We start from the raw sequence: 23124 nt of genomic DNA on the forward strand, positions 1-23124 counted from the left end.
CGGTTTTCCAAGCTGGAATCCGCCGATACGGATTTTGTGGGCGCCACCCCGCGCCCGCAACGACATGGAAAGGAGCCGCGCCATGGCCTTTACGCCCGTTGACTATAACCCCTACGATTTCGCGAACCGCCGCCACATCGGCCCCTCGCCCTCCGAGATGGACGAGATGCTGAAAGCGGTCGGGGTTGCCTCGCTGGACGAGTTGATCGACCAGACGGTGCCTGCATCGATCCGCCAGTCGGTGCCTCTGGGTTGGGCACCCTTGTCCGAGCATGAGTTGCTGGCGCGGATGCGAGCCGTGGCGGGGCGCAACAAGGTGATGACCAGCCTGATCGGCCAAGGCTATTACGGGACCGTGACGCCGCCTGCCATCCAGCGGAATATCCTTGAGAATCCGGCGTGGTATACGGCCTATACCCCCTATCAGCCCGAGATTGCCCAAGGGCGGCTGGAAGCGCTGCTCAACTATCAGACCATGATCGCCGATCTGACCGGCCTGCCGGTCGCCAATGCCAGCCTGCTGGACGAGGCGACGGCCGCGGCGGAAGCCATGGCCATGGCCGAGCGGGTGGCCAAGTCGAAAGCGCGGGGGTTCTTCGTCGACCATGGCTGCCATCCGCAGACCATCGCCGTGATCAAGACCCGCGCCCTGCCCTTGGGGATCGAGGTGATCGTGGGGGCGCCCGAGGCGATGGAGGCCGACAAGGTGTTCGGCGCGATCTTCCAGTATCCCGGAACGCATGGACATGTTACTGATTTTACAAACGAAATCAATTATTTGCACGACAATAAGGCAATTGCCGTCGTCGCCACGGACCTGCTGGCGTTAACGCTTTTGAAAGAACCGGGCGCGATGGGGGCCGATATCGCCATCGGGTCGAGCCAGCGTTTCGGCGTGCCGATGGGCTATGGCGGGCCGCATGCGGCGTTCATGTCCTGCCGCGACGATCTGAAACGGGCCATGCCGGGGCGTATCGTGGGGGTTTCCATCGATGCGCGGGGCAACAAGGCGTATCGCTTGTCCTTGCAAACCCGCGAGCAGCATATCCGCCGCGAAAAGGCCACGAGCAACGTTTGCACCGCGCAGGCGCTTTTGGCCGTCATGGCCAGTTTCTACGCTGTGTTCCACGGGCCAAAGGGGCTGCGGGCAATTGCCGAGCGGGTGCATTTTCTGACCAACCGTCTGGCGCGGGCGCTGAAAGCGGCGGGTGCCAAGGTGTCTCCCAAGGCGTTCTTCGACACGATCACGGTCGAGGTCGGCGTTGGGCAGGCGGGGATCATGGCGGCTGCGCGGGCCGAGGGGTTGAACTTCCGCAAGGTAGGCCACGACCGCGTGGGGATCACGCTGGACGAAACGACCGATGAAAAGGTGCTGATCCGCGTGTTGCGGGCATTCGGCATCGACGGGGTGCCGCCGCATCGCGCCACGCTGGGCTTCCCCGAAGCGATGCTGCGCGAGACGGAGTATCTGACCCACCCCGTTTTTCACATGAACCGCGCCGAATCCGAGATGATGCGCTATATGCGCCGCCTGTCGGACCGCGACCTTGCGCTTGACCGTGCGATGATTCCGCTGGGGTCTTGCACCATGAAGCTGAACGCTGCGGCCGAGATGATGCCGATCACCTGGCCGGAATTCGGCAGCCTTCACCCCTTTGCGCCCGCGGATCAGGCGCTTGGCTACCGCGAAGCGATCGAGGATCTGACGGCAAAGCTGTGCGAGGTGACGGGTTATGATGCGTTCTCCATGCAGCCGAATTCGGGCGCTCAGGGAGAATATGCCGGACTCCTTACCATTCAGGCATACCACCGTGCGCGGGGCGACATGCACCGCAACATCTGCCTGATTCCCGTTTCGGCGCATGGCACGAACCCTGCGTCGGCGCAAATGGCGGGGATGCAGGTGGTGGTGGTGAAATCGGCCCCGAACGGGGATGTCGACCTTGACGATTTCCGGCAAAAGGCTGAAGCGGCTGGGGAAAATCTGGCGGCCTGCATGATCACCTATCCGTCGACGCACGGTGTTTTCGAAGAGACTGTCAAGGAAATCTGCAAGATCACGCATGATTTCGGAGGGCAGGTTTACCTCGACGGGGCGAATATGAACGCGCTGGTGGGGCTGGTGAAACCGGGCGAGATCGGGTCGGATGTGAGCCATTTGAACCTGCACAAGACCTTTGCCATTCCGCATGGCGGCGGGGGGCCGGGGATGGGACCGATTGGCGTCAAGGCGCATCTGGCGCCGTTCCTGCCCGGCCATTCCGAACAGGGAACCGACGGGGCAGTCAGCGCGGCGCCCTTTGGCAGCGCGAGTATCCTGCTGATTTCATGGGCCTATTGCCTGATGATGGGCGGGTCTGGCCTGACGCAGGCGACGCGGGTGGCGATCTTGAACGCCAATTACATCGCGGCGCGGTTGACGGGAAGCTATCCGATCCTGTTCATGGGGAACCGGGGGCGGGTGGCGCATGAATGCATCCTCGACACGCGGCCTTTCGCCGAAGTGGGCGTGACGGTGGACGATATCGCCAAGCGCTTGGTGGATAACGGATTCCACGCGCCCACGATGTCTTGGCCGGTGGCGGGAACGCTGATGGTGGAGCCGACGGAAAGCGAGACCAAGGCCGAGATCGACCGCTTCATCACGGCGCTTCTGGCGATACGGGCGGAAATCCAAGCCGTTGAAAAGGGTGAGATTTCTGCCGAGGATAGCCCCCTGCGCCATGCCCCGCATACGGTGGAAGATCTGGTCGCCGACTGGACGCGCAAGTATCCGCGCGAGCAGGGATGTTTCCCGCCGGGGGCGTTCCGGGTGGACAAGTACTGGCCGCCCGTGGGCCGTGTGGACAACGTTTTCGGCGACCGGAATCTGGTGTGCACCTGCCCGCCGCTCGAGGATTATCTGGCGGCAGCCGAGTGACACGAGCGATGCACGGGTGATGCAGACGCGAGAATCGCTGCGTTAGGGATATGGTAACGAATGGCGGGGGCGGTTTTGCGCCCCCCCTCACCCTGACCCTCTCCCCCAAGGGGAGAGGGGAGCGCCCTTTGCTGCGCGGTTTCACCCTTGCTTAAATACTCGGGGCGCAACGCAGGCGGCAGCGCTTAGCTGACCGCGTCGCGCCAACGGTTCACCATCGGGTAGCGGCGGTCGAGCCAGAAGGCCTTTTGCGTCAGGCGCACGCCGGGGGCGGATTGGAAGCGTTTCCACTCGCTGGTGTAAAGGAGGTGTTCGACCCGTTTAACGGTAGCGAGGTCATGGCCTTGCGCCACGATCTCGGCAACCGAAAGGTCCTTTTCCACCAGACCTTCGAGGATGGCATCGAGCACCGGATAGGGCGGCAGGCTGTCATCGTCGCGCTGGTTTTCGCGCAGTTCGGCGCTGGGGGGTTTGTCGATGACGTTCGGCGGAATGACGGTGCCTGCGGGGCCTTTCATCCACAGGCGGTGGTTGGCGTTGCGCCAGCGGCAGGTGTCGAAGACGCGGGTTTTCCACAGGTCCTTGATCGGGTTGTAGCCGCCGTTCATGTCGCCGTAGATCGTGCAATAGCCGACCGCGACTTCGGATTTGTTGCCGGTCGTCAAGAGCATCGCGCCGGATTTGTTCGACAGTGCCATGAGGAGCAGACCGCGCAGGCGGCTTTGGATGTTCTCCTCGGTTATACCCGCTTCGGTTCCGGCAAAGAGGGGCGCAAGGGCTTCGCCCACGGCGTCTTGCGGGCCGGTGATCGGGATGGTGTCGAGCCGGCAGCCAAGGGCGCGGGCGACGGCGGCGGCATCGTCAAGCGAGGCTTGCGAGGTGAAGCGCGAGGGCAGCATGACGCAATGCACGTTTTCGGGGCCAAGCGCATCGGCGGCGATTGTGGCGACGATGGCAGAATCGATGCCTCCCGAGAGGCCGAGCACGACTTTTTTGAAACCGGATTTGGCAAGGTAATCGTGCAGGCCGATGGTCATGGCGCGGTAATCGGCCTCGGCCACTTCGGGCACGCTGGCGCGTTCGCCCGTTTTGGCGCGCCAGCCGTCGGGGGTGCGGGTGAAAGTGACATGGGTTATCGAGTCGTCGAATTGCGGCATTTGCACCGCAAGCTGCCCGCCGGGGTTCAGCACCATCGAGCAGCCGTCGAAGACCTGATCGTCCTGCCCGCCGGTCATGTTGAGGTAGACGAGCGGCAGGCCGGTTTCGACCACGCGCGACACCATGAGGTTCAGCCGCAGATTGGGCTTGCCGCGGTGGTAGGGCGAGCCATTGGGGACGAGCAGGATCTCGGCCCCGGTCTCGGCCAGGGTTTCGGCGACATCGGGGTGCCAGCTGTCCTCGCAGATCGGGGTGCCGATGCGGACGCCCGCCACGGTATAGGGGCCATGCACATCGGCCGAGGCGAAGAGGCGCTTTTCATCGAAGACATTGCTGTTGGGCAGGTGGTGTTTGAGCACGGTTGCCGTGACGGTACCACCTTGCAGGATGTAATAGGCGTTATAAAGCGCGCCGCCCCGCAAGCAGGGGCCGCCGATGCCAAGTGCGGGGCCATCGGCGCAGTCTTTCGCCAGCGCCTCGATCGCGGCCACGGCATCGCGCACGAAGGCGGGTTTCAGGATCAGGTCCTGCGTCTGGTAGCCGGTGACGAACATCTCGGTCAGGGCGGCCATGTCGCTGCCTGCGGCTTTCGCCTGTTGCCAGACCGAACGGGCGAGCGCCATGTTCGCCGCAATCGCGCCCACGGTCGGGTTCAACTGCGCCAGCGTAAGGCGGAAGGTGTCGGCCATCGGTGCTTCCTTTGCGCGGGTCCGCTTGTGGTTCTAGCCCGAGGCGGGAGGAAGGGAAAGGTTCCCCGCCGAGACGCGGGCGCGGTGCTTGTCTGGGTCGGGGTGGAGGGATAGGCTTTGGGTACAGAACCTGAAAACGGGGCGGTACAAGATGCGGCAGTGGCAGGCGGCGGGGCTGGTCGGGTTGGGATTGGCGTTGGGCACACCGCAGGCGGGGCTTGCCCAGACGGCAGGCGAGATCGTCACCAAGCAATATGACGACGGGTCGGTCTATGAGGGCACGTTCAAGGACGGGTTGCAGGACGGGACCGGCACTTATCGGTTGGTAAACGGGTTCGAGTATTCTGGCGATTGGGTGGCGGGCGAGATCCGCGGTCAGGGCCGCGCCGCATATCCTGACGGTTCGGTCTACGTGGGAGAGTTTGCCAAGGGAAAACCCGAAGGCAAGGGCAAGATAACCTATGCCGACGGCGCCAGTTTCGAGGGGGATTGGAAGGACGGCAAGATCGAAGGGCAAGGCGTGGCCCGCTATCCGGACGGGTCGGCCTATACCGGCGCTTTCGTGGACGGCAAGCAGCAGGGCAAGGGCGTCATGGAAGGCCCCGGCGGCTATCGATACGAGGGCGACTGGGTGGCTGGCGAGAAAGAGGGCACCGGCAAGATCACCTATCCCGATGGCGCGGTATATGACGGCGGGTTGAAGGCCGGATTACGCGAAGGTCAGGGGATGCTGGTCCTGCCCGACGGGCTGCGCTACGTCGGCGACTGGAAAGACGGGCAGATCAACGGGCAGGGAAAATTGACCCAGCCGAAGGGCGATATCTACGAGGGTGGCTTTGCAAACGGTCAAAAGCAGGGGACGGGGCGGCTGTCTTATGCGTCGGGCGATGTTTACGAAGGCGATTATGCGGCCGACCTACGCAGCGGCAAAGGCCTGTTCCGGTCGAAGGACGGGTATGTGTTCGAGGGCGTCTGGACGGCGGGGCACCTGTCGGGGCCGGGTAAGCTGACCTATCCGGACGGGTCGGTCTATGTGGGCGGTCTGGTCAAGGACCGACCCGAGGGGCAAGGCAAGATCACCTATGGGGACGGGTCGTCCTACGAGGGGACCTGGTTTGCGGGAAGCATCGGTGGCCAAGGTCGCGCGACATATGCCGACGGGTCGGTCTATACGGGGCGGTTCGTCGATGCCAAGCCCGACGGCAGCGGCGAGATCACCTTTCCCGACGGTTACGGCTATCGCGGCGAATGGAAGGCGGGGGTGCGGCAGGGATACGGGCGCGCGGCCTATCCGGACGGGTCGGTCTACGCGGGGCAGTTCGAGGCGGGGCGGCGGCAGGGCAAGGGGCGTCTGGTGATGCCGGACGGGTTTTCCTATGTCGGGGACTGGGCGGCGGGCGAGATCGAGGGGCAAGGCGTCGCCGTCTATGCCGGTGGCGACCGCTACGAGGGGCAGTTTGCCAAGGGCAAGCGGCAGGGCAAGGGCAAGCTGGTGTACACAAGCGGCAAGATTGCGGAAGGCGAATGGCTGGCCGGTATTCTGGTCGAAGCACCCGACACCGCGGCCCCGGCCGAGGCGAAGCCACCGTCGGAGTGAGGGGCGGGGCAGAATTTTCGGCGAAAATTCTGCGGGAGGAACAAATTTTCTGCGAAAATTTGTGGCGTGCGGGGGCGTGCGGGCGGGTGGTAGGAGACGAATTTTCTGCGAAAATTCGTCGTCTGGCCAAAAATTTTCGCCGAAAATTTTTACCCCGTCAGACCGGATCGCCTGCATCGAGGCGGGTCAGAAAGGCTTCGGCAGCGGCCAGCACCGTGGTGCGATGGGTTTCGTCCATCTTGTCCCAGGTGCGATACATCTGGGCCATTCGGGGGTTGGCGGCGAAGCGGTCGCGGTGGCGGTTCAGGAAGTGCCAGTAGAGCAGGTTGAACGGACAGGCTTTGGCGCCGGACTTTTCCTTGACCGCATAGGTGCAGGATTTGCAGTAATCCGACATCCGGTCGATATAGGCGCCTGACGAGACATAGGGTTTCGATCCGACCACCCCGCCATCGGCCCATTGTGACATGCCGATGGTGTTGGGGGCTTCGACCCATTCGAAGGCGTCGATATAGACCGAGAGATACCATTCGTGGACTTCGGCCGGGTCGACGCCGGCGAGCAGGGCGAAATTGCCGGTGACCATCAAGCGCTGGATGTGGTGGGCATAAGCCATGTCGCGGGTCTGGCCGACGGCGTGCGACAGGCAGTTCATGCGGGTGGGTTTGCCCCAGTAGAGGGCGGGCAGCGGGCGGTTGTGGCCAAGCACGTTGCGCGATGTGTAGCCTTCGCCTTCGAGCATGTAGATGCCGCGCATGAATTCGCGCCACCCGATGATCTGGCGGATGAATCCTTCGGCGGCGTTTATCGGCACGCGGCCCGCTTTCCATTCGGCTTCGACGCGCTGGCAGATCTCGAGCGGGGCAAGGAGGCCGATGTTGAGGTAGGGCGAGATCAGCGCGTGGCTGAGCGTGGGGTCGTCTGTCAGCATCGCGTCCTGTTCGTCGCCGAAGCGTGGCAGGGCGTGAGTGGCGAAATGGTCGAGTGCCAGAAGGGCATCGTGGCGGGTGACGGCCCAGCCGAAGGGTTCGGCCTTGCCGAAGTGGCCGGGGAAGCGGGCTTTGACGAGGGCTGCGACCTCTTGTGTGACGGCATCGGGGGCAAAGCGTGGCGGGCGGGGGCGCAGGAGGTCAGGTTTGGCCGCTTTGCGGTTGTCGTGGTCGAAGTTCCACTGGCCGCCTGCGGGTTTGTCGCCCTCCATCATCAAGCCGGTCTTGCGGCGCATGTCGCGGTAGAAGAACTCCATGCGGAGTTGTTTGCGGTCTTTGGCCCATGCGGCGAATTCGGCGTCGGAGCAGAGGAAGCGGTCATCGGGCAGCAGGGTGACGCGGAGGGGGGTTTCTTGCAGCGCGCGGATCAGGCGCCATTCGCCGGGGGTGGTGGCGATGATTTCGGTCGCACCCGTGGCTGCGGCGTGGCGCAGGAGTTCGCCGGGGATGGAGTGGGTGTTATCGGGATCGTCGAGTCTGGTGTAGGCGACGCGCCACCCTGCGGCGCGCAGGTCATGGGCGAAGTGGCGCATGGCCGACAGGATCAGCACGATCTTTTGCGGGTGATGCGGCACATAGGTGCCTTCGGCCAGCACCTCGGCCATGACGATCAGATCGGTGGCGGGGTCTGCTTGGCGCAGGGCCGCTACGCTTTGGCAGAGTTGGTCGCCAAGGATCAGGATCAATCGCATGGCTGGCCTTTGGTTGAGCGGGACCGCCGGGAGGGCTGTCTGCCCTCCCGGACCCTCCCGAGGATATTTTCAGACAGAAAATGGCGGGCGGGGACTACCAAGGGATTGCTTTTCCCTGCCAGTCGAAGAAGCCGCCCGTGTCGGCGGGGGTGAGGTTTGCCAGCACGGACAGAAGGTGATGCGCGGCGGTGTCGGGCGGGACGGTCGGATGGCCGTTCGCATAGGCGCCGGTAAGGGGGGTTGCCACGGTGCCGGGGTGGTAGGTGCACAGGATCGCTTGGGGGTGGGTGCGTTTGACCTCGACCGCCGCGGTGTGGATCAGCTGGTTCAGGGCTGCTTTGGCGGCGCGATAGGCGAACCAGCCGCCAAGCGCATTGTCGCCGATCGAACCGACGCGGGCCGAAAGCGCGGCGAAGCGGGCGGGCCGGTCGCGGGGGATAAGCCGCAGCGCGTGTTTCAGCACAAGCGCGGGGCCGGTGGCGTTTAGGGCGAAATGCGCGGCGAGGGCTGCCGGGTCGAGCGCGCGGAGGGATTTTTCGGGCCGGTGGGGACCGAGTTCAAGCGCGCCTGTCGCCACGAGGATCAGGTCATAGGGGGCTTCGAGCGGGGCGAGATGCGCGGCAATGGATGATTCGTCCGTGAGGTCGAGGCCGTGGCTGCGGCGGGACAGGGCGGTTACCTCGGTGCCTTGTGCCATGAGCGCCGCCGTCACGGCTGCGCCGATGCCGCCGGATGCGCCGATGACCAGCGCACGGGGGGTGAAGGATGTTTCGTTTGCCATGAGGGGGTTCTAGGGCGACGGGGCGTGAGGGCGAGGGAAAAAATGGGGCGGCGGTGGTTGGACGGGTGGAAGGAAGATGAGTATTTGGGCAAAGGTGAAACGCCGGGCGCAACTGGATGCGGGTGCGGGCCGGGGTGCGGCGGCGGGATGGGCAAGGCGGCTCGGGCCGAGAGAGGCGAAACCTGACGGGGCGTTCCTTGATCGGGCGATTTTCGGCTTGTCTTGGCGCAAAGCTTCGGTATCGTCGCGGCCATGACACGGGACCCGCATATTCACGACCTTTCCGGCGCTGCGGCGTCTGTGCGCGCCCCTGCGCTGCTTCTGCTTCTTAGCTGCCTCTGAGCGTGCCCTTGGGCGCGACCGCTCGGAGGTGACAAGCGCCCAAGCCAGAAACAGAAGCCAAAAGAATTCCAAGGATACGATCCGATGACCGAAAAGACCACGCAACCCCGCGTCCTGATTTTCGACACCACGCTGCGCGACGGGGAACAGTCGCCCGGTGCGACGATGAGCCATGAGGAAAAGCTCGAGATCGCGGGGCTTCTGGACGAGATGGGCGTCGACATCATCGAGGCCGGTTTCCCGATTGCGTCCGAAGGCGATTTTGCCGCCGTGTCGGAGATTGCCAAGCGGGCGAAGAACTCGACGATCTGCGGCCTCGCGCGGGCGAATTACAAGGATATCGACCGCTGCTGGGAGGCGGTGAAACACGCGAAATCGCCGCGTATCCATACGTTCATCGGCACGTCGCCGTTGCACCGCGCCATTCCGAACCTGACGATGGACGAGATGGCGGCGCGGATCCATGACACGGTGACCCATGCGCGCAACCTGTGCGACAACGTGCAGTGGTCGCCGATGGATGCCACGCGGACCGAGGATGATTACCTGTGCCGCGTGGTCGAGATCGCGATCAAGGCAGGTGCGACCACGATCAACATTCCCGATACGGTCGGCTACACCTATCCGATGGAAAGCGCCAAGATCATCCGCATGCTGCTCGAGCGGGTGCCGGGGGCTGACAGCATCGTCTTTGCGACGCATTGCCACAACGATCTTGGCATGGCGACGGCGAATTCGCTGGCCGCGGTCGAGGGCGGCGCACGGCAGATCGAGTGCACGATCAACGGCTTGGGCGAGCGGGCGGGCAATACCGCGCTGGAAGAGGTGGTCATGGCGCTGCGGGTTCGCAACGACATTCTGCCATATCGGACGAACATCGACACCACCAAGATCATGAACCTGTCGCGGCGGGTGGCCTCGGTTTCCGGTTTCGCGGTGCAGTTCAACAAGGCCATCGTGGGCAAGAACGCCTTCCTGCACGAAAGCGGCATCCATCAGGATGGTGTGCTGAAGAACGTGGAGACCTTCGAGATCATGCGCCCCGAGGATATCGGGCTGACGCAGAAGAACCTGACGATGGGCAAGCATTCGGGCCGCGCCGCGTTGCGGGCGAAGTTGAAGGAGCTGGGCTACGAGTTGGCGGATAACCAGCTCAATGACGTATTCGTGCGCTTCAAGGCTTTGGCCGACCGCAAGAAAGAGGTCTATGACGACGATCTGGTGGCACTCGTGGCCGACGAGGCGACGATGGACGCGCATGACACTCTGGTGTTGAAGAAGCTGCGCGTGATCTGCGGGACAGACGGGCCGCAAGAGGCCGACATGGTGCTGACCATCGACGGGGTGGATCACCATATCGACGCCACGGGCGACGGGCCGGTGGATGCGGCGTTCAACTGCGTGAAGATGCTGTTCCCGCATCGGGCGCGGTTGCAGGTCTATCAGGTGGCTGCCGTGACGGCGGGGACGGACGCGCAGGCGACGGTTTCGGTGCGGCTGGAAGAGGACGGGCGGATCGTGACGGGGTCGAGCGCGGATACCGATACCATCGTCGCCAGCGCCAAAGCCTATATCAATGCGCTCAACAAGCTGATCGTGCGGCGGCAGAAGACCGCGCCGGATGCGGATGTGAAGAGCGTGAACTACCGCGACGCGGGCTGAGGCGTTTTCTGGCGTAAGACTTCGCGCCGGAATTTGGCGCAGATTCCGCTTTTCCCACAGGGGCGGGCGAAATCTGCGTCAGATTTCGGCGCGGAGTTTGCGTCAAACTCCGATTGTCGGTCAGAATGGGCCAAAGCGGGTTTGCAGGGCTTTGGCGTGGGGGGCGAGGGCGGGGGTGGCTGCCCATTGCGCGAGGAGGTCTGACCAGCGCAGGGGGACGAAGGCAACGTCTTGGCCCTTGATGCGGCGGGCGAGGTCTTCGACCTCGGCGCCGTGGCGGGCGATGGAGGCGGGATCGACGGGCTTGCCGCTCGCCCATGTGGCGGGGGCTGCATGGAGGTAGACGAGCACCGCGCCGCGCGCCCGTTTGTGCGCCTGCGTGCGCAAGCCATAGGCCAGTTTCACCAGTTGCACCGCGTCGAGGTGGCGATAGGTCAGCGCTCCCCGCGTCAGGGCGGCGCGCAGGGCTTCGAAACGTGCCATCCCCTCGCCCCAGTCTAGGCTGTCGAAGGGTTCGGCAAAGCGGTTCGCCTTGGCCGGACGGAAGGGTTCGTAGCGTCTGGCACAGATGCCGACGAAAGAGGTGGCGCTGGTGAGCGCCACGTCACACCACGGGTGACGCCCGCCGCGCCATGGAAAGTGCATCTCGACCGACAGGGCCACCTGCTCGGGCCGGCTCATCGGCACGGCGGGCAGCGCGGGCAAAAGCGCGGGGGCATCGAGGAACCGGCCAAAGGCATTTACCGCGAGGGCAGCAGAGGACTCGGGGCTGTCGAATTTGCCCGAAGCAAGCTCGTTTCCCGGTGATCTGGCGAGGGCGGCGAGGACGGCATCGACCGGAACGTCGGGCAGGAAGTCGGGCATGGCGTGGCCTTTGGCGGCGGAAGGTTGGTCCACTTAGGACGCTTTGGGAGAGAGGGAAAGGGACGAAGCCATGCATCCTGAACCGCGCCGCAAGGCTGCGCGGCGGGGCGAAAGGCGGCCTAAAGCAGGAAAAGTGAAATCCGGCTGAATTTCTACGGTTACTTCGCGGGCAAAATATGGGAAAAATGCTACTTGTGCTGCGTCACGCGGAATTGCGCGGGCCGCTTGGTGCGGGGCTTTCGCAGGCGCGGCGCTGTCTTTATATGGACTGACCCGCCTTGGATCCGTCCGAGTCGCGGGCACATATCTTATTTCTGCGTTGGCACAGGACACACCCCGTATGTCTATACTCTCGAGCCTCTTTTCGTCGGACATGGCGATCGACCTCGGCACGGCGAATACGCTGGTATATATTCGCGGCAAGGGCATCGTGCTAAACGAGCCTTCGGTGGTGGCCTATCATATCAAGGACGGCAAGAAGCAGGTTCTGGCGGTGGGCGAGGATGCCAAGCTGATGCTGGGCCGCACGCCGGGAACGATTCAGGCGATCCGCCCGATGCGGGACGGTGTTATCGCGGATTTCGACAGCGCCGAAGAGATGATCAAGCATTTCATCCGCAAGGTGCATCGCCGCACGACATTCTCGAAGCCCAAGATCATCGTCTGCGTGCCGCATGGCGCGACGCCGGTGGAAAAGCGGGCGATCCGGCAGTCGGTGCTTTCGGCAGGGGCGCGACGGGCGGGGCTGATCGCTGAACCGATCGCGGCGGCGATCGGCGCGGGGATGCCGATCACCGATCCCACGGGGAACATGGTGGTCGATATCGGCGGCGGGACCACGGAGGTCGCGGTGCTGTCGCTTGGCGATATCGTCTACGCGCGGTCGGTGCGTGTGGGTGGCGACCGGATGGACGAGGCGATCATTTCCTATCTGCGCCGTCACCAGAACCTGCTGATCGGCGAATCGACGGCCGAGCGGATCAAGACATCCATCGGCACGGCGCGGATGCCCGATGACGGGCGCGGGGCGTCGATGCAAATTCGCGGGCGTGACCTGCTGAACGGTGTGCCTAAGGAAACCGAGATCAATCAGGCGCAGGTGGCCGAGGCTTTGGCCGAACCCGTGCAACAGATTTGCGACGCGGTGATGCAGGCGCTGGAAGCAACTCCGCCCGATCTGGCGGCGGATATCGTGGACCGGGGCGTGATGCTGACGGGCGGCGGGGCGCTTCTGGGCGATCTGGACCTTGCGCTGCGCGAGCAGACGGGGCTTTCGATTTCGGTCGCCAACGAGTCGCTCAATTGTGTGGCTTTGGGCACCGGCAAGGCGCTGGAATATGAAAAGCAACTGCGTCACGTGATCGATTACGACAGCTGATCAGCTGACCGCTTCGCGTATCGGACGACAAGGGCAAGGCCGTGGCTAGAACGCGCAGCACTGGACCAGAAGACTTTGCACGACCCTTGCGGCGCGTGCTGGTGTCGTTGCTGGTCCTGCTTCTGGTAGGGCTGTTCCTTTTGTGGCGCATAGACAGCCCGCGGGTGGAACGTTTCCGTGCGGCGCTGGTCGATACGGTGGTGCCATCGTTCGACTGGGCCTTGCTTCCTGTCGCCAAGGCAACCGCGATGGTGGATGAATTCCACAGCTACGCCAGCCTTTACGCGCAAAATCAGGAGCTGCGGCGCGAGTTGCAGCAAATGAAGGCTTGGAAGGAAGCGGCGCTACAACTCGAGCAGAAGAATGCGCGGCTTCTGGACCTGAACCAGGTGCGGCTCGATCCAAAGCTGACGCATGTGACGGGGGTGGTTCTGGCCGACAGCGGGTCGCCGTTCCGCCAGTCGGTGCTGTTGAACGTGGGCGCGCGGGACGGCATCCGCGACGGCTGGGCAACGATGGACGGGATCGGGCTGGTGGGCCGGATTTCGGGCGTGGGAGAGCGGACCGCCCGCGTGATCCTGCTGACCGACAGCAACAGCCGCGTGCCGGTGACGGTACAGCCGAGCGGACAGAAGGCACTGTTGTCGGGCGACAACTCAGGCCTGCCGCCGCTGGAATTTCTGGAGGACGCCGATCTGGTGCGACCCGGTGACCGTGTGGTGACAAGCGGCGACGGAGGCATGTTGCCTGCGGGGCTGCTGGTCGGGCAGGTGGCGATGGGCACGGACAGGCGGCTGCGCGTGGTGCTGAGCGCCGATTACGAGCGGCTGGAGTTCCTGCGGGTGCTGCGGAGCCACGATCTGGAGCCGATCACCGATGCGGGCGCGCTGATCGCCGAACCACCTAGCCCGCCCGCGCCCGCGCCTGCGGTGACGGGCGAGGAGCCTGCGGACGGGGCTGCAACCGCAACTGGCACGGGCGATGCGACCGGCGGGTCACCGGACGGCGAGGCGGGCGATGGTTGATCCGCTGCGCGTTACACTGTGGTTCTATCGCGGGCTGTTCGTGACGCTTGCGGCCTTGTTGCTGTTCATCAAGCTGCTGCCGCTTGGGTCGCTTGCCGGGTCGTGGCCGGGGCCTGACCTTTTGCTGTGTCTGATTCTGGCATGGGTGGTGCGGCGGCCGGATTACCTGCCGGTGCTATTGATCTGCGCTGTGGTGCTGATCGAGGATTTCCTGCTGATGCGTCCGCCGGGACTGTGGGCGGGGGTGGTCATCCTTGGCACCGAATTCCTGCGGGTGCGGGTCGGATTGACGCGCGAGTTGAGCTTTGCCGCCGAATGGGCACTGGTCGCGGCGGTGCTGGTGGCGATGCTGCTGGCGTACCGGCTGGTGTTCGTGATCGCTTTCCTGCCGCAGCCTGCATTCGGCTTTGCGCTGTTGCAGACGTTGTGGTCGATCTTGTGCTATCCATTCGTGGTTGCCGCATCGCGCTTTGCCTTTGACTTGCGAAAGCCCGCGACGGGCGAGGTGGATGCCTACGGGAGGCGGTTGTGAGACGCCCATGAGACGCAATGCCCGCGATACCGAGGAAAGTGCGCGCCGCGTGAACCGCCGCGCCTTGCTGCTGGGCGGGGCCTCGGCGGCGATGTTTGCCGTGCTGGGGGCGCGGATGCGGTTTTTATCGGTGGAACAGGCCGACCAGTTCCGCCTGCTGGCCGAGGAAAACCGCATCAACATGCGGCTGATCCCGCCCGAACGGGGGTTGATTCAGGACCGCAACGGCAAGCTGATCGCCGGAAACGAGCAGAATTACCGGATCACCCTGACGCGGGAAGATGCGGGTGATGTGGAGACGGTACTGAACCGGCTGTCGCATATCATCGCGATGACGGAAGAAGACCTGGACCGGGTTCGCAAGGATCTGGAGCGCAACAGCCCGTTTGTGCCGATCATCGTAGCCGACCGGGTGCCGTGGCAGGATTTCTCGAAGATCGCGCTGAATGCCCCTACCCTGCCGGGTATCACGCCCGAAGTGGGCCTGTCGCGGCATTACCCGCTGGTCGAGGATTTCAGCCATGTTGTCGGCTATGTCGGCCCGGTGAGCGAGAAGGATCTGGCGGAGCTGACCGATCCCGACCCGGTGCTGACCATCCCGAAGTTCCAGATCGGCAAGATCGGGGTGGAACGCTGGATGGAGGACACGCTGCGGGGGGCAGCGGGCAACAAGCGGATCGAGGTGAATGCCGTGGGCCGCGTGATGCGCGAGCTGGAGCGGACCGAAGGCAAGCCGGGGGCCGATATCCAGCTGACCATCGACGCCGATGTGCAGAATTTCGTGCAGATGCGGCTGGGCGACCTGTCGGCGGCCTGTGTGGTGATGGATGTGAACAGTGGCGAGTTGATCGCATGCACCTCGGCCCCCGGGTTCGACCCCAACCTGTTCGTGCGCGGCATCACGCAGCGGGATTATTCCACGCTGATGGAGAATGACCACCGCCCGCTGGCCAACAAATCAGTGCAGGGTGCCTATCCGCCGGGGTCGACCTTCAAGATCGTGACCGCGCTGGCGGCGCTGGAAGCGGGGGTAATCACGCCCGAGACGACGCATTACTGCCCCGGTTACATAGAATTCGGCAACCGGCGCTTCCATTGCTGGAAACATGGCGGGCATGGCACGGTGAACCTTGCCCATTCGCTCGAGCAAAGTTGCGACGTCTTTTATTACGAGGTGGCGCAAAAGGTCGGGATCGACGCGATTGCGGCGATGGGCAAGCGCATGGGGCTTGGCATGCGGCATGATCTGCCGATGTCTGCGATCACCGAGGGCATCATGCCCAACAAGGAGTGGAAGCAGGAGCGCTGGGGGCAGGACTGGCGGATCGGCGATACGATCAACGCGTCGATCGGGCAGGGGTATGTGCTGGCGTCGCCCTTGCAGCTTGCGGTGATGACGGCGCGGGTGGCGACGGGCAAGATGGTCGAGCCACGGCTGATAAAGGCGGTTGGCGGCAAACCGGTCGAGGTGCCAGAGCCTGCCTCGATCGGGTTGACGCCTGCACAGTTGCGGGCGGTCCAGACCGGCATGTATGATGTGATGAACAGCGAACGCGGGACGGCGAAATCGTCGCGCATCGCTGACGAGACGATGCTGATGGCGGGCAAGACCGGGACCAGTCAGGTGCGTAACATCAGCGCCGCCGAACGGGCGCGGGGCGTCACGTCGAACGATGATCTGCCATGGGAGCGGCGCGACCATGCGCTGTTCGTGGGCTATGCGCCCTATGCGGCGCCCCGCTACGCGGTGGCGGTGGTGGTGGAACATGGCGGCGGCGGGTCGACGGTGGCCGCCCCCATAGCGCGCGATGCCTTGCTGCGGGCGCTGACGGGGGGGATACCCCCGCTTGACGCTTATCCGGCTGCCCAGCGCGGACGGATCGAGACCGATCTGAACGCGCTGAAGGAAAAGCTGCGTATAAGCGGTACGCCGCAGACGACGCGGGCCTGAGGGGGCGGACGGGTGAGTTTTCTCGAATATCGCGTAAAGACCGCGCCGACGGGGCTGCGAAAGGTGCTGCATCTGAACTGGGCGCTGGTCGTTCTGGTTACCGCGGTTTCGGCCATCGGGTTTCTGGTGCTCTATTCCATCGCGGGGGGCCGGATGGAGCTGTGGGCCGAACCACAGATGAAGCGGTTCGGCGTGGGGCTGCTGCTCATGTTCGCCATCGCCTTCGTGCCGATCTGGTTCTGGCGGAACGTCACGGCGCTTTGCTATGTGGTGACGCTTTTGTTGCTGGTGGCAGTCGAATTGTTCGGCGCGGTCGGCATGGGGGCGCAGCGTTGGCTGGATATCGGGCCGATCCGCATCCAGCCTTCGGAGTTGATGAAGGTGACGCTGGTGATGATGCTGGCGGCCTATTACGACTGGCTCGACCCCAAGAAGGTGTCGCGGCCGCTGTGGGTTCTGGTGCCGGTCTTGCTGATCGTGGTGCCGACCGCGCTGGTGGTCATCCAGCCGAACCTTGGCACGTCGCTCATGCTGCTGATGGGGGGCGCTGCCGTGATGTTCGCGGCCGGTGTGAGCATCTGGTATTACGTGGTGGTGCTGGCGCTCGTGGCGGGGGCGGTGACGGCTGTCTTTACGACACGCGGGACGCCGTGGCAGTTCCTGCACGATTACCAATACCGGCGGATCGACACCTTTCTCGATCCGTCTGCCGACCCGCTGGGGGCAGGCTACAACATCATGCAGGCCAAGATCGCGCTTGGCTCGGGCGGGTGGAGCGGCAAGGGGTTCATGCAAGGCACCCAGTCGCGGCTGAATTTCCTGCCCGAAAAGCACACCGATTTCATCTTTACCACGCTGGGCGAGGAGTTCGGTTTCGTCGGCACGATGACGCTTCTGGTGCTATACGGGCTGATCCTGTTTTTCCTGTTCACAAGTGCGTTGCAGAACAAGGACCGTTTCAGCCAATTGCTGATTCTGGGGATCGGGGCAAATTTTTTCCTTTATATTGCGGTGAACATGTCGATGGTGATGGGCATGGCGCCGGTGGTGGGGGTGCCCCTGCCCTTCCTTTCCTATGGCGGGTCGGTCATGCTGGTCTTGCTGATCGCATTCGGACTGGTGCAAAGCGCCTATGTCCACCGGCTGAGATAGGAGCCTTTCATGCCCACCGTCCTGTTCGCGGTTCCTGCCCTGTGGGAGGAGTACCGGCCAAGCCTGACCGCCGCCTTTGACGGGATGGGGGTCGATCTCGTGACCGAAGCCGCGCCCGAGACGGTGGATTACATCATCTATGCGCCCTCGTCGCCATTGCAGGATTTCGCGCCCTATACGGCTTGCAAGGCAGTGCTGTCCTTGTGGGCGGGAGTCGAGCGGATCGTGGGCAACCCTTCGCTGACACAAGCCCTGTGCCGGATGGTCGACCCTGCCCTGACCGAAGGCATGGTGGAATGGGTGGTGGGGCATGCGCTGCGCCATCACCTTGGGATAGACCGCCATATCGTCAATCCGGGGCGGGTGTGGGACCCGACCTGCCCGCCCTTGGCGCGGGAACGGCCCGTGGCGATGCTAGGCATGGGCGAGTTGGGCACGGCGGCGGCGCGGGCGCTGGCCTCTTTGAACTTTCCGGTGACGGGGTGGAGCCGGTCCGCGAAGGCGGTCGCGGGCATCGCTTGCCTGCATGGCGAGGAGGGGCTTGAAGCTGCACTGCGCGGGGCGGCCATCGTCGTGACGCTGCTGCCCAAGACGGCCGAGACGGAAAACCTGCTCGATGCGCGGCGGCTGGCAATGCTGCCTGCGGGGGCGGTGATCCTGAACCCCGGTCGCGGGGCGATCATCGACGATGCGGCGCTGCTGGCGGCGCTGGATGCGGGGCATATCGGCCATGCGACGCTGGACGTGTTCCGCGTCGAACCCTTGCCGAAGGATCACCCCTATTGGGCGCATCCGCGTGTGACGGTCACGCCGCATATCGCGGCCGACACGCGGCCTGCCTCATCCGCGCGGGTGATTGCCGAGAATGTGCGGCGGGGCGAGGCCGGCGAGCCCTTGCTGAACCTTGTGGACCGCAAGCGCGGGTATTGAAAGCGCCGCCCTTGCGTCGGGAACGGGACAGACGCGGCGCGGTGCAGATTGCCCCATGGTGGCAGTGATGTCTGGGGGTTCGATGCGCTACGGAACGGGAATGCTCTTGGTTGTCGCCGCGGGGGTGCTGTGGTCGGTGCAGGGGCTGGTGTTTCGCCAGATCGATACGGCGGGGACCTGGGCCGTGCTGTTCTGGCGGTCGGTCGGGATGCTGCCCGTTCTTCTGGCGTTTCTGGCCTATCGGGCGGGCGGGTCGCCTGTTCCTGCGATCCGGCAGGTGGGGCTGGCGGGTGCCTTGGGCGGGATCGGGCTGGTCGCGGCCTTTGCCGGTGCGATCTATTCCATTCAGGTCACGACGATTGCCAATGCGGTCTTCCTGTTCGCGGCCTCGCCCTTTCTGACCGCGCTGATCGGCTGGGTGGTGCTGGGCGAGAGGGTGCGCGGCGAGACATGGGCCGCGATCGGGGTCGCGCTGGTCGGGATATTCGTGATGGTGCGCGAAGGGCTGCACGGCGGGGCGATGGCCGGAAACGTGGCGGCGCTGTTGTCGGCGCTGGGTTTTGCGGTGTTCACCGTGTCGCTGCGCTGGAGAAAGCTGACCGACACGCTGCCTTCGGTGCTGATGGGCGGCGTGTTTTCGATCATCGTGGGGGCGGCGGTCGCGTCGATGCTGGGCCAGACGCTGGCCGTGCCAGTATCGGATGCGGTCTGGGCGATGGCGATGGGGGCGGTCACGCTGTCGGGCGGGATGGTGCTTTACACGCTGGGCAGCCGCGTGGTGCCTGCGGCAGAACTGGCGCTTTTGTCCAACATCGAGGTGATGCTGGCACCGCTGTGGGTCTGGGCCTTTCTGGGCGAGACGGCGAGTGCCAACACCTTTCTGGGCGGGGCGATCATTTTGGTCGCCGTGATGATGAATGGTGTTTCCGGGGCGCGACGACGCCTGGCCTAAGGGCGGAATTTGACGCAAATTCCGCGTAAAATTTTTGCGAAAAATTTTGGGTCGCGCCCGTGGCAGGTGGGGCGCCCGGGATTTGCGTCAAATTCCGGCGCGATTTCTGCGTCAGAAATCGCTAGCGGTGGCGGCGGAAGAAACGGGCGCGGGTGTAAAGGTCTTCGAGCCGTTTCAGGCGGCCTTCGGTCGTGGCCCATGTGCGGTCCTGCACCGAGGCGAGCAGGGTTTCGATCAGGACGAGGATCGACACCATGCTGTCCCATGCGCTTGGCGCTTCGATATGGCAGGCGAGCGTGTGGCGGGCATGGGTGGCGGCAGGGCTGACCCAGCGGTCGGTGATCAGGACGACTTCCGCCCCATGTTCGACGGCCAGTTCCACCAGTTGCAGCACGGCGTTTTCGTAGCGGCGCACGTCGAACACCACCAGCACATCGCCGGGCGCGAGGTCGACCAGCGCCGAGGGCCAGGCGTTCGACATGTCGGACATCAGCGTGACATTGCTGCGGACCGCCCGCATCAGTGTGGCGAAGTAATCAGCCATCGCATGGGTGATGCGCCCGCCCACGGTGAAGATGCGGCGGTCGGGATCGGCCAGCAGGGTGGCGGCTGCGTCGAATTCGGCATGGTCGATCTGGCCGAAGGTGGCTTGCAGGTTGCCCACCACCGCGTCCGCAAAGCGGTTGAGGATATGCGACTGAGGCACGCCCCCTGCCCAGCGGTCATGTTTGGCGAGCGGCGAGACGAGCATCGCCTCGACCTCGCCGCGCAAGGAGTGCTGGAAATCGGGATAGCCCTTGAAACCGAGTTTCTGCACGAGGCGCACGACGGTGGGTGTGGACACTTCGGCCGCTTTGGCCAATGCGGTGATCGAGCCCAAGGCTGCGACCGGATACTGGCCGAGGATATGGGTCGCGAGTTGGCGTTCGGCACGGGTCAGGTCGGGCAAGGCGCGGCGGATGTGGTCTTCGATCGTGCTGTCCAGATCCATGCGGCGGCTCCCTTGGTCCTGGCGCATCATCGGGCGCGGGGCGCGATGCTGCAAACAGAAAACATCACTACAGCGGGAGATGTCGTGAATAATTCTTGACAGTGCGCTTGGGCAAGGCAAGCCTTGGGTGCGAATTGACAAGGATGACAGGTAGGAATGGAGCAGCGTTTTGCGCCGGTGATCGAGAACGAGGCGGCCAAGGGCCGTGTGGTTCTGGTCTGCGAACATGCGTCCAATGCCTTTCCGGCACCCTGGGGCGATCTGGGGTTGTCCGAGGCGGCGCGTCAGGCGCATATCGCCTGGGATCCGGGCGCGCTGGGGCTGGCGCGGGGGCTGATGTCGCGGCTGGATGCGGTACTGATCCACGCTCCGGCCAGCCGGTTGATCTATGATTGCAACCGTGCGCCCGACATGCCCGGCGCGATGCCGGCGCGGTCCGAGGTTTATGATGTCCCCGGAAACATCGCCGTGTCGCCCGAGGAGCGCAGGGCGCGGACCGAAGCGGTCTATCTGCCGTTCCACGATGCGCTGCACGGGCTTTTGATGCGGCGTCTGGCGGCGGGGTTGCGGCCGGTGATGGTGACGATCCACAGTTTCACGCCGGTCTATTTCGGCAAGGCGCGGGCGGTAGAATTCGGGGTGATCCATGACGCCGATCCGGCGCTTGCGGTGGCGATACGCGATGCGGCGGCGCGGATGACGCGGATGAACGCGCAACTGAACGCGCCCTATTCGGCGGCGGATGATGTGACCCACAGCTTGCGGGTCAATGCCACGCCCTACGGGCTGCCCAATGCCATGCTGGAAATCAGGAACGACCTGATTGCCGATGCCGCGGCGCAAGAGGCGATGGCGGCGCTGCTGGCACCTGTGATCAACATGGGTGTGGCCGAAATCCAGAAACAGGCCAAGGCCAGTTGAGCCTTTCGCTGCCCGAGTGACGCGACGGGGGCCAAGCGCGCCCGCTTACAGATGCAAATGACCCCGCGCCCTTTGCAGGCAGGGGCTTGAACCCGACGGAGAGACCGGATGCCCGGAAACATGACGATGGACGCGCTGAAGGATGCCGTGGCGCGCGGCGAGATCGATACCGTGCTGGTCGCAGGGGTCGATATGCAGGGGCGCCTGATGGGCAAGCGTTTTCACGCCGCCTTTTTCGTGAACGGCGGGCATGAGGAAACGCATTGCTGCAACTATCTGCTGACCGTGGATATGGAGATGAACACGGTGCAGGGTTACAAATCGACAAGCTGGGAAACCGGCTATGGCGATTACGTGATGAAGCCCGACCTGTCGACGCTGCGCCCCTTGCCGTGGCTGCCCGGCACCGCGCTGGTGCTGTGCGATCTGCTGGACCATCACACGCATGAGGAGGTGCCGCATTCGCCACGCGCGATCCTGAAGCGGCAGGTGGCGCGGGCGCGGGCGATGGGGTTCGAGCCGATGATGGCGACGGAACTCGAATTCTACATCTTCGAGAACAGCTACGAGTCGTTCCGCGACAACGGGTTCGGCGGGCTGAAGCCGATCAGCGCCTATAACGAGGATTATCACATCTTCCAGACCAGCAAGGAAGAAGAGGTGATGCGGGCGGTTCGCAACGGGCTTTATGCGGCGGGGATTCCGGTGGAAAACTCGAAAGGCGAGGCCGAGGCGGGGCAGGAAGAGATCAACTATCGCTACTCGGACGCGCTGGATACGGCGGACAACCATTCGATCATCAAGACGGCGGTCAAGGAAATCGCATGGTCCAAGGGGCGGTCGGTGACCTTCATGGCCAAGTATGACCATCGGCGTGCGGGATCGTCGAGCCATGTGCACCAGTCGCTCTGGTCGGTGGATGGTAAGCCGCTGTTCGTCGACAAGGCTGACAAGCACGGCATGAGCGAGGTGATGAAGCAGTTCCTTGCAGGCCAATTGGCCCACGCGCAGGAGATCACGCTGTTTCTGGCGCCTTATGTCAACAGCTACAAGCGGTTCACCGTGGGGATGTTCGCGCCGACGAAAGCGGTGTGGTCGTCGGACAACCGCACGGCGGGGTTCCGGATTTGCGGCGAGCATACCAAGGGGATACGCGTCGAATGCCGGATTCCGGGCAGCGACGTGAACCCCTATCTGTGCTGTGCTGCTTTGCTGGCGGCGGGGCTGGACGGGATCGAGAAGAAGATGGAGTTGGAACCCGAGATGCGCGGCGATATGTATGCCGCCAAGGGGATCCGCGAGATACCGAAGAACCTGCGCGAGGCGGCGGCGCTGGCCAACGGGTCGGCCATGCTGCGGGCGGCCTTTGGCGACGACGTGGTGGACCATTACCACCATGCCGCCCAGTGGGAAATTGCCGAGACCGACCGCGTGGTGACGGATTTCGAGGTGCAACGCCTGCTTGAACGGGCGTAAGGACGGGCAGCGGTGCGCGGTGAACGCGCACCCTACACGGCGAAGGACGGGGTGAAAGCGGGGCGGTGGGTGCAGAGCACCCACCCTACGCAACGGGGCGCATGTCCCGCAGGAAATGGCAA

Annotated in this window: 17 protein-coding genes; 12 read left to right on the forward strand and 5 right to left on the reverse strand. The window is 64.1% G+C overall.

Annotation, left to right across the window (positions count from 1 at the left end; all coding sequences use genetic code 11):
- Nucleotides 1-82: 82 nt before the first annotated feature.
- Nucleotides 83-2920 carry an aminomethyl-transferring glycine dehydrogenase gene (gcvP, locus tag HYN69_RS13685; RefSeq protein ID WP_108436224.1) on the forward strand — a complete coding sequence of 946 codons (2838 nt, stop codon included), beginning with the start codon at nucleotides 83-85 and terminating at the stop codon, nucleotides 2918-2920.
- A 185-nt stretch (nucleotides 2921-3105) separates the two neighbouring features.
- Here the strand turns inward: gcvP and HYN69_RS13690 are convergent, their stop codons facing one another.
- Nucleotides 3106-4767, reverse strand: coding sequence for an NAD+ synthase (locus tag HYN69_RS13690; RefSeq protein ID WP_108436225.1), 1662 nt, complete (start codon nucleotides 4765-4767; stop codon nucleotides 3106-3108).
- A gap of 151 nt (nucleotides 4768-4918) precedes the next feature.
- Here HYN69_RS13690 and HYN69_RS13695 point away from each other — a divergent pair, with 151 nt between their 5' ends.
- Nucleotides 4919-6364 (forward strand): MORN repeat-containing protein, encoded by a 1446-nt coding sequence (locus HYN69_RS13695; RefSeq protein ID WP_108436226.1) that lies wholly within the window; start codon nucleotides 4919-4921, stop codon nucleotides 6362-6364.
- 157 nt (nucleotides 6365-6521) lie between these two features.
- Here the strand turns inward: HYN69_RS13695 and HYN69_RS13700 are convergent, their stop codons facing one another.
- Nucleotides 6522-8045: a cryptochrome/photolyase family protein gene (locus HYN69_RS13700; RefSeq protein WP_108436227.1), complete on the reverse strand. Its 1524-nt coding sequence runs from the start codon at nucleotides 8043-8045 to the stop codon at nucleotides 6522-6524.
- 94 nt (nucleotides 8046-8139) lie between these two features.
- Entirely contained in the window at nucleotides 8140-8826 is a 687-nt protein-coding gene (locus HYN69_RS13705) for an SDR family NAD(P)-dependent oxidoreductase (protein WP_108436228.1), read from the reverse strand.
- Between the two features lie 426 nt (nucleotides 8827-9252).
- Between HYN69_RS13705 and HYN69_RS13710 the strand changes: the two genes are divergently transcribed.
- The gene (locus HYN69_RS13710) at nucleotides 9253-10830 is read left to right on the forward strand and encodes a 2-isopropylmalate synthase (RefSeq protein WP_108436229.1); all 1578 of its coding nucleotides are present in this window, start codon (nucleotides 9253-9255) and stop codon (nucleotides 10828-10830) included.
- A gap of 120 nt (nucleotides 10831-10950) precedes the next feature.
- Here the strand turns inward: HYN69_RS13710 and HYN69_RS13715 are convergent, their stop codons facing one another.
- Nucleotides 10951-11727 (reverse strand): hypothetical protein, encoded by a 777-nt coding sequence (locus HYN69_RS13715; RefSeq protein ID WP_159082481.1) that lies wholly within the window; start codon nucleotides 11725-11727, stop codon nucleotides 10951-10953.
- A gap of 307 nt (nucleotides 11728-12034) precedes the next feature.
- Between HYN69_RS13715 and HYN69_RS13720 the strand changes: the two genes are divergently transcribed.
- The 7 genes from HYN69_RS13720 (at nucleotide 12035) to HYN69_RS13750 (ending at nucleotide 19614) form a co-directional block, all read left to right on the forward strand.
- Nucleotides 12035-13072, forward strand: a complete 1038-nt coding sequence (locus HYN69_RS13720; RefSeq protein ID WP_108436231.1) for a rod shape-determining protein — start codon at nucleotides 12035-12037, stop codon at nucleotides 13070-13072.
- A 41-nt stretch (nucleotides 13073-13113) separates the two neighbouring features.
- Complete coding sequence (mreC, locus tag HYN69_RS13725) at nucleotides 13114-14097, forward strand: rod shape-determining protein MreC (RefSeq protein WP_108436232.1); 984 nt, start codon at nucleotides 13114-13116, stop codon at nucleotides 14095-14097.
- A complete protein-coding gene (locus HYN69_RS13730; protein WP_108436233.1) occupies nucleotides 14090-14629 on the forward strand; it encodes a rod shape-determining protein MreD in 540 nt (179 codons plus the stop codon). The genes mreC and HYN69_RS13730 overlap by 8 nt, the downstream gene beginning before the upstream one ends.
- A 7-nt stretch (nucleotides 14630-14636) precedes the next feature.
- Nucleotides 14637-16580, forward strand: coding sequence for a penicillin-binding protein 2 (gene mrdA, locus HYN69_RS13735; RefSeq protein ID WP_108436234.1), 1944 nt, complete (start codon nucleotides 14637-14639; stop codon nucleotides 16578-16580).
- Between the two features lie 12 nt (nucleotides 16581-16592).
- Complete coding sequence (rodA, locus tag HYN69_RS13740) at nucleotides 16593-17732, forward strand: rod shape-determining protein RodA (RefSeq protein ID WP_108436235.1); 1140 nt, start codon at nucleotides 16593-16595, stop codon at nucleotides 17730-17732.
- Between the two features lie 9 nt (nucleotides 17733-17741).
- The gene (locus HYN69_RS13745) at nucleotides 17742-18662 is read left to right on the forward strand and encodes a 2-hydroxyacid dehydrogenase (RefSeq protein WP_108436236.1); all 921 of its coding nucleotides are present in this window, start codon (nucleotides 17742-17744) and stop codon (nucleotides 18660-18662) included.
- A 67-nt stretch (nucleotides 18663-18729) separates the two neighbouring features.
- Nucleotides 18730-19614 carry a DMT family transporter gene (locus tag HYN69_RS13750; protein ID WP_230426425.1) on the forward strand — a complete coding sequence of 295 codons (885 nt, stop codon included), beginning with the start codon at nucleotides 18730-18732 and terminating at the stop codon, nucleotides 19612-19614.
- Between the two features lie 121 nt (nucleotides 19615-19735).
- On the opposite strand, the gene HYN69_RS13755 is transcribed toward HYN69_RS13750, so the two are convergent.
- Nucleotides 19736-20605: a MurR/RpiR family transcriptional regulator gene (locus HYN69_RS13755; protein WP_108436237.1), complete on the reverse strand. Its 870-nt coding sequence runs from the start codon at nucleotides 20603-20605 to the stop codon at nucleotides 19736-19738.
- Nucleotides 20606-20761: 156 nt separating this feature from the next.
- Here HYN69_RS13755 and HYN69_RS13760 point away from each other — a divergent pair, with 156 nt between their 5' ends.
- Nucleotides 20762-21526: an N-formylglutamate amidohydrolase gene (locus HYN69_RS13760; protein WP_108436238.1), complete on the forward strand. Its 765-nt coding sequence runs from the start codon at nucleotides 20762-20764 to the stop codon at nucleotides 21524-21526.
- A gap of 108 nt (nucleotides 21527-21634) precedes the next feature.
- A complete protein-coding gene (locus HYN69_RS13765; RefSeq protein WP_108436239.1) occupies nucleotides 21635-23002 on the forward strand; it encodes a glutamine synthetase family protein in 1368 nt (455 codons plus the stop codon).
- Nucleotides 23003-23124 lie beyond the last annotated feature (122 nt).

Source organism: Gemmobacter aquarius, assembly GCF_003060865.1.
In the GTDB taxonomy this organism is placed as follows: Bacteria; Pseudomonadota; Alphaproteobacteria; order Rhodobacterales; family Rhodobacteraceae; genus Paragemmobacter; species Paragemmobacter aquarius.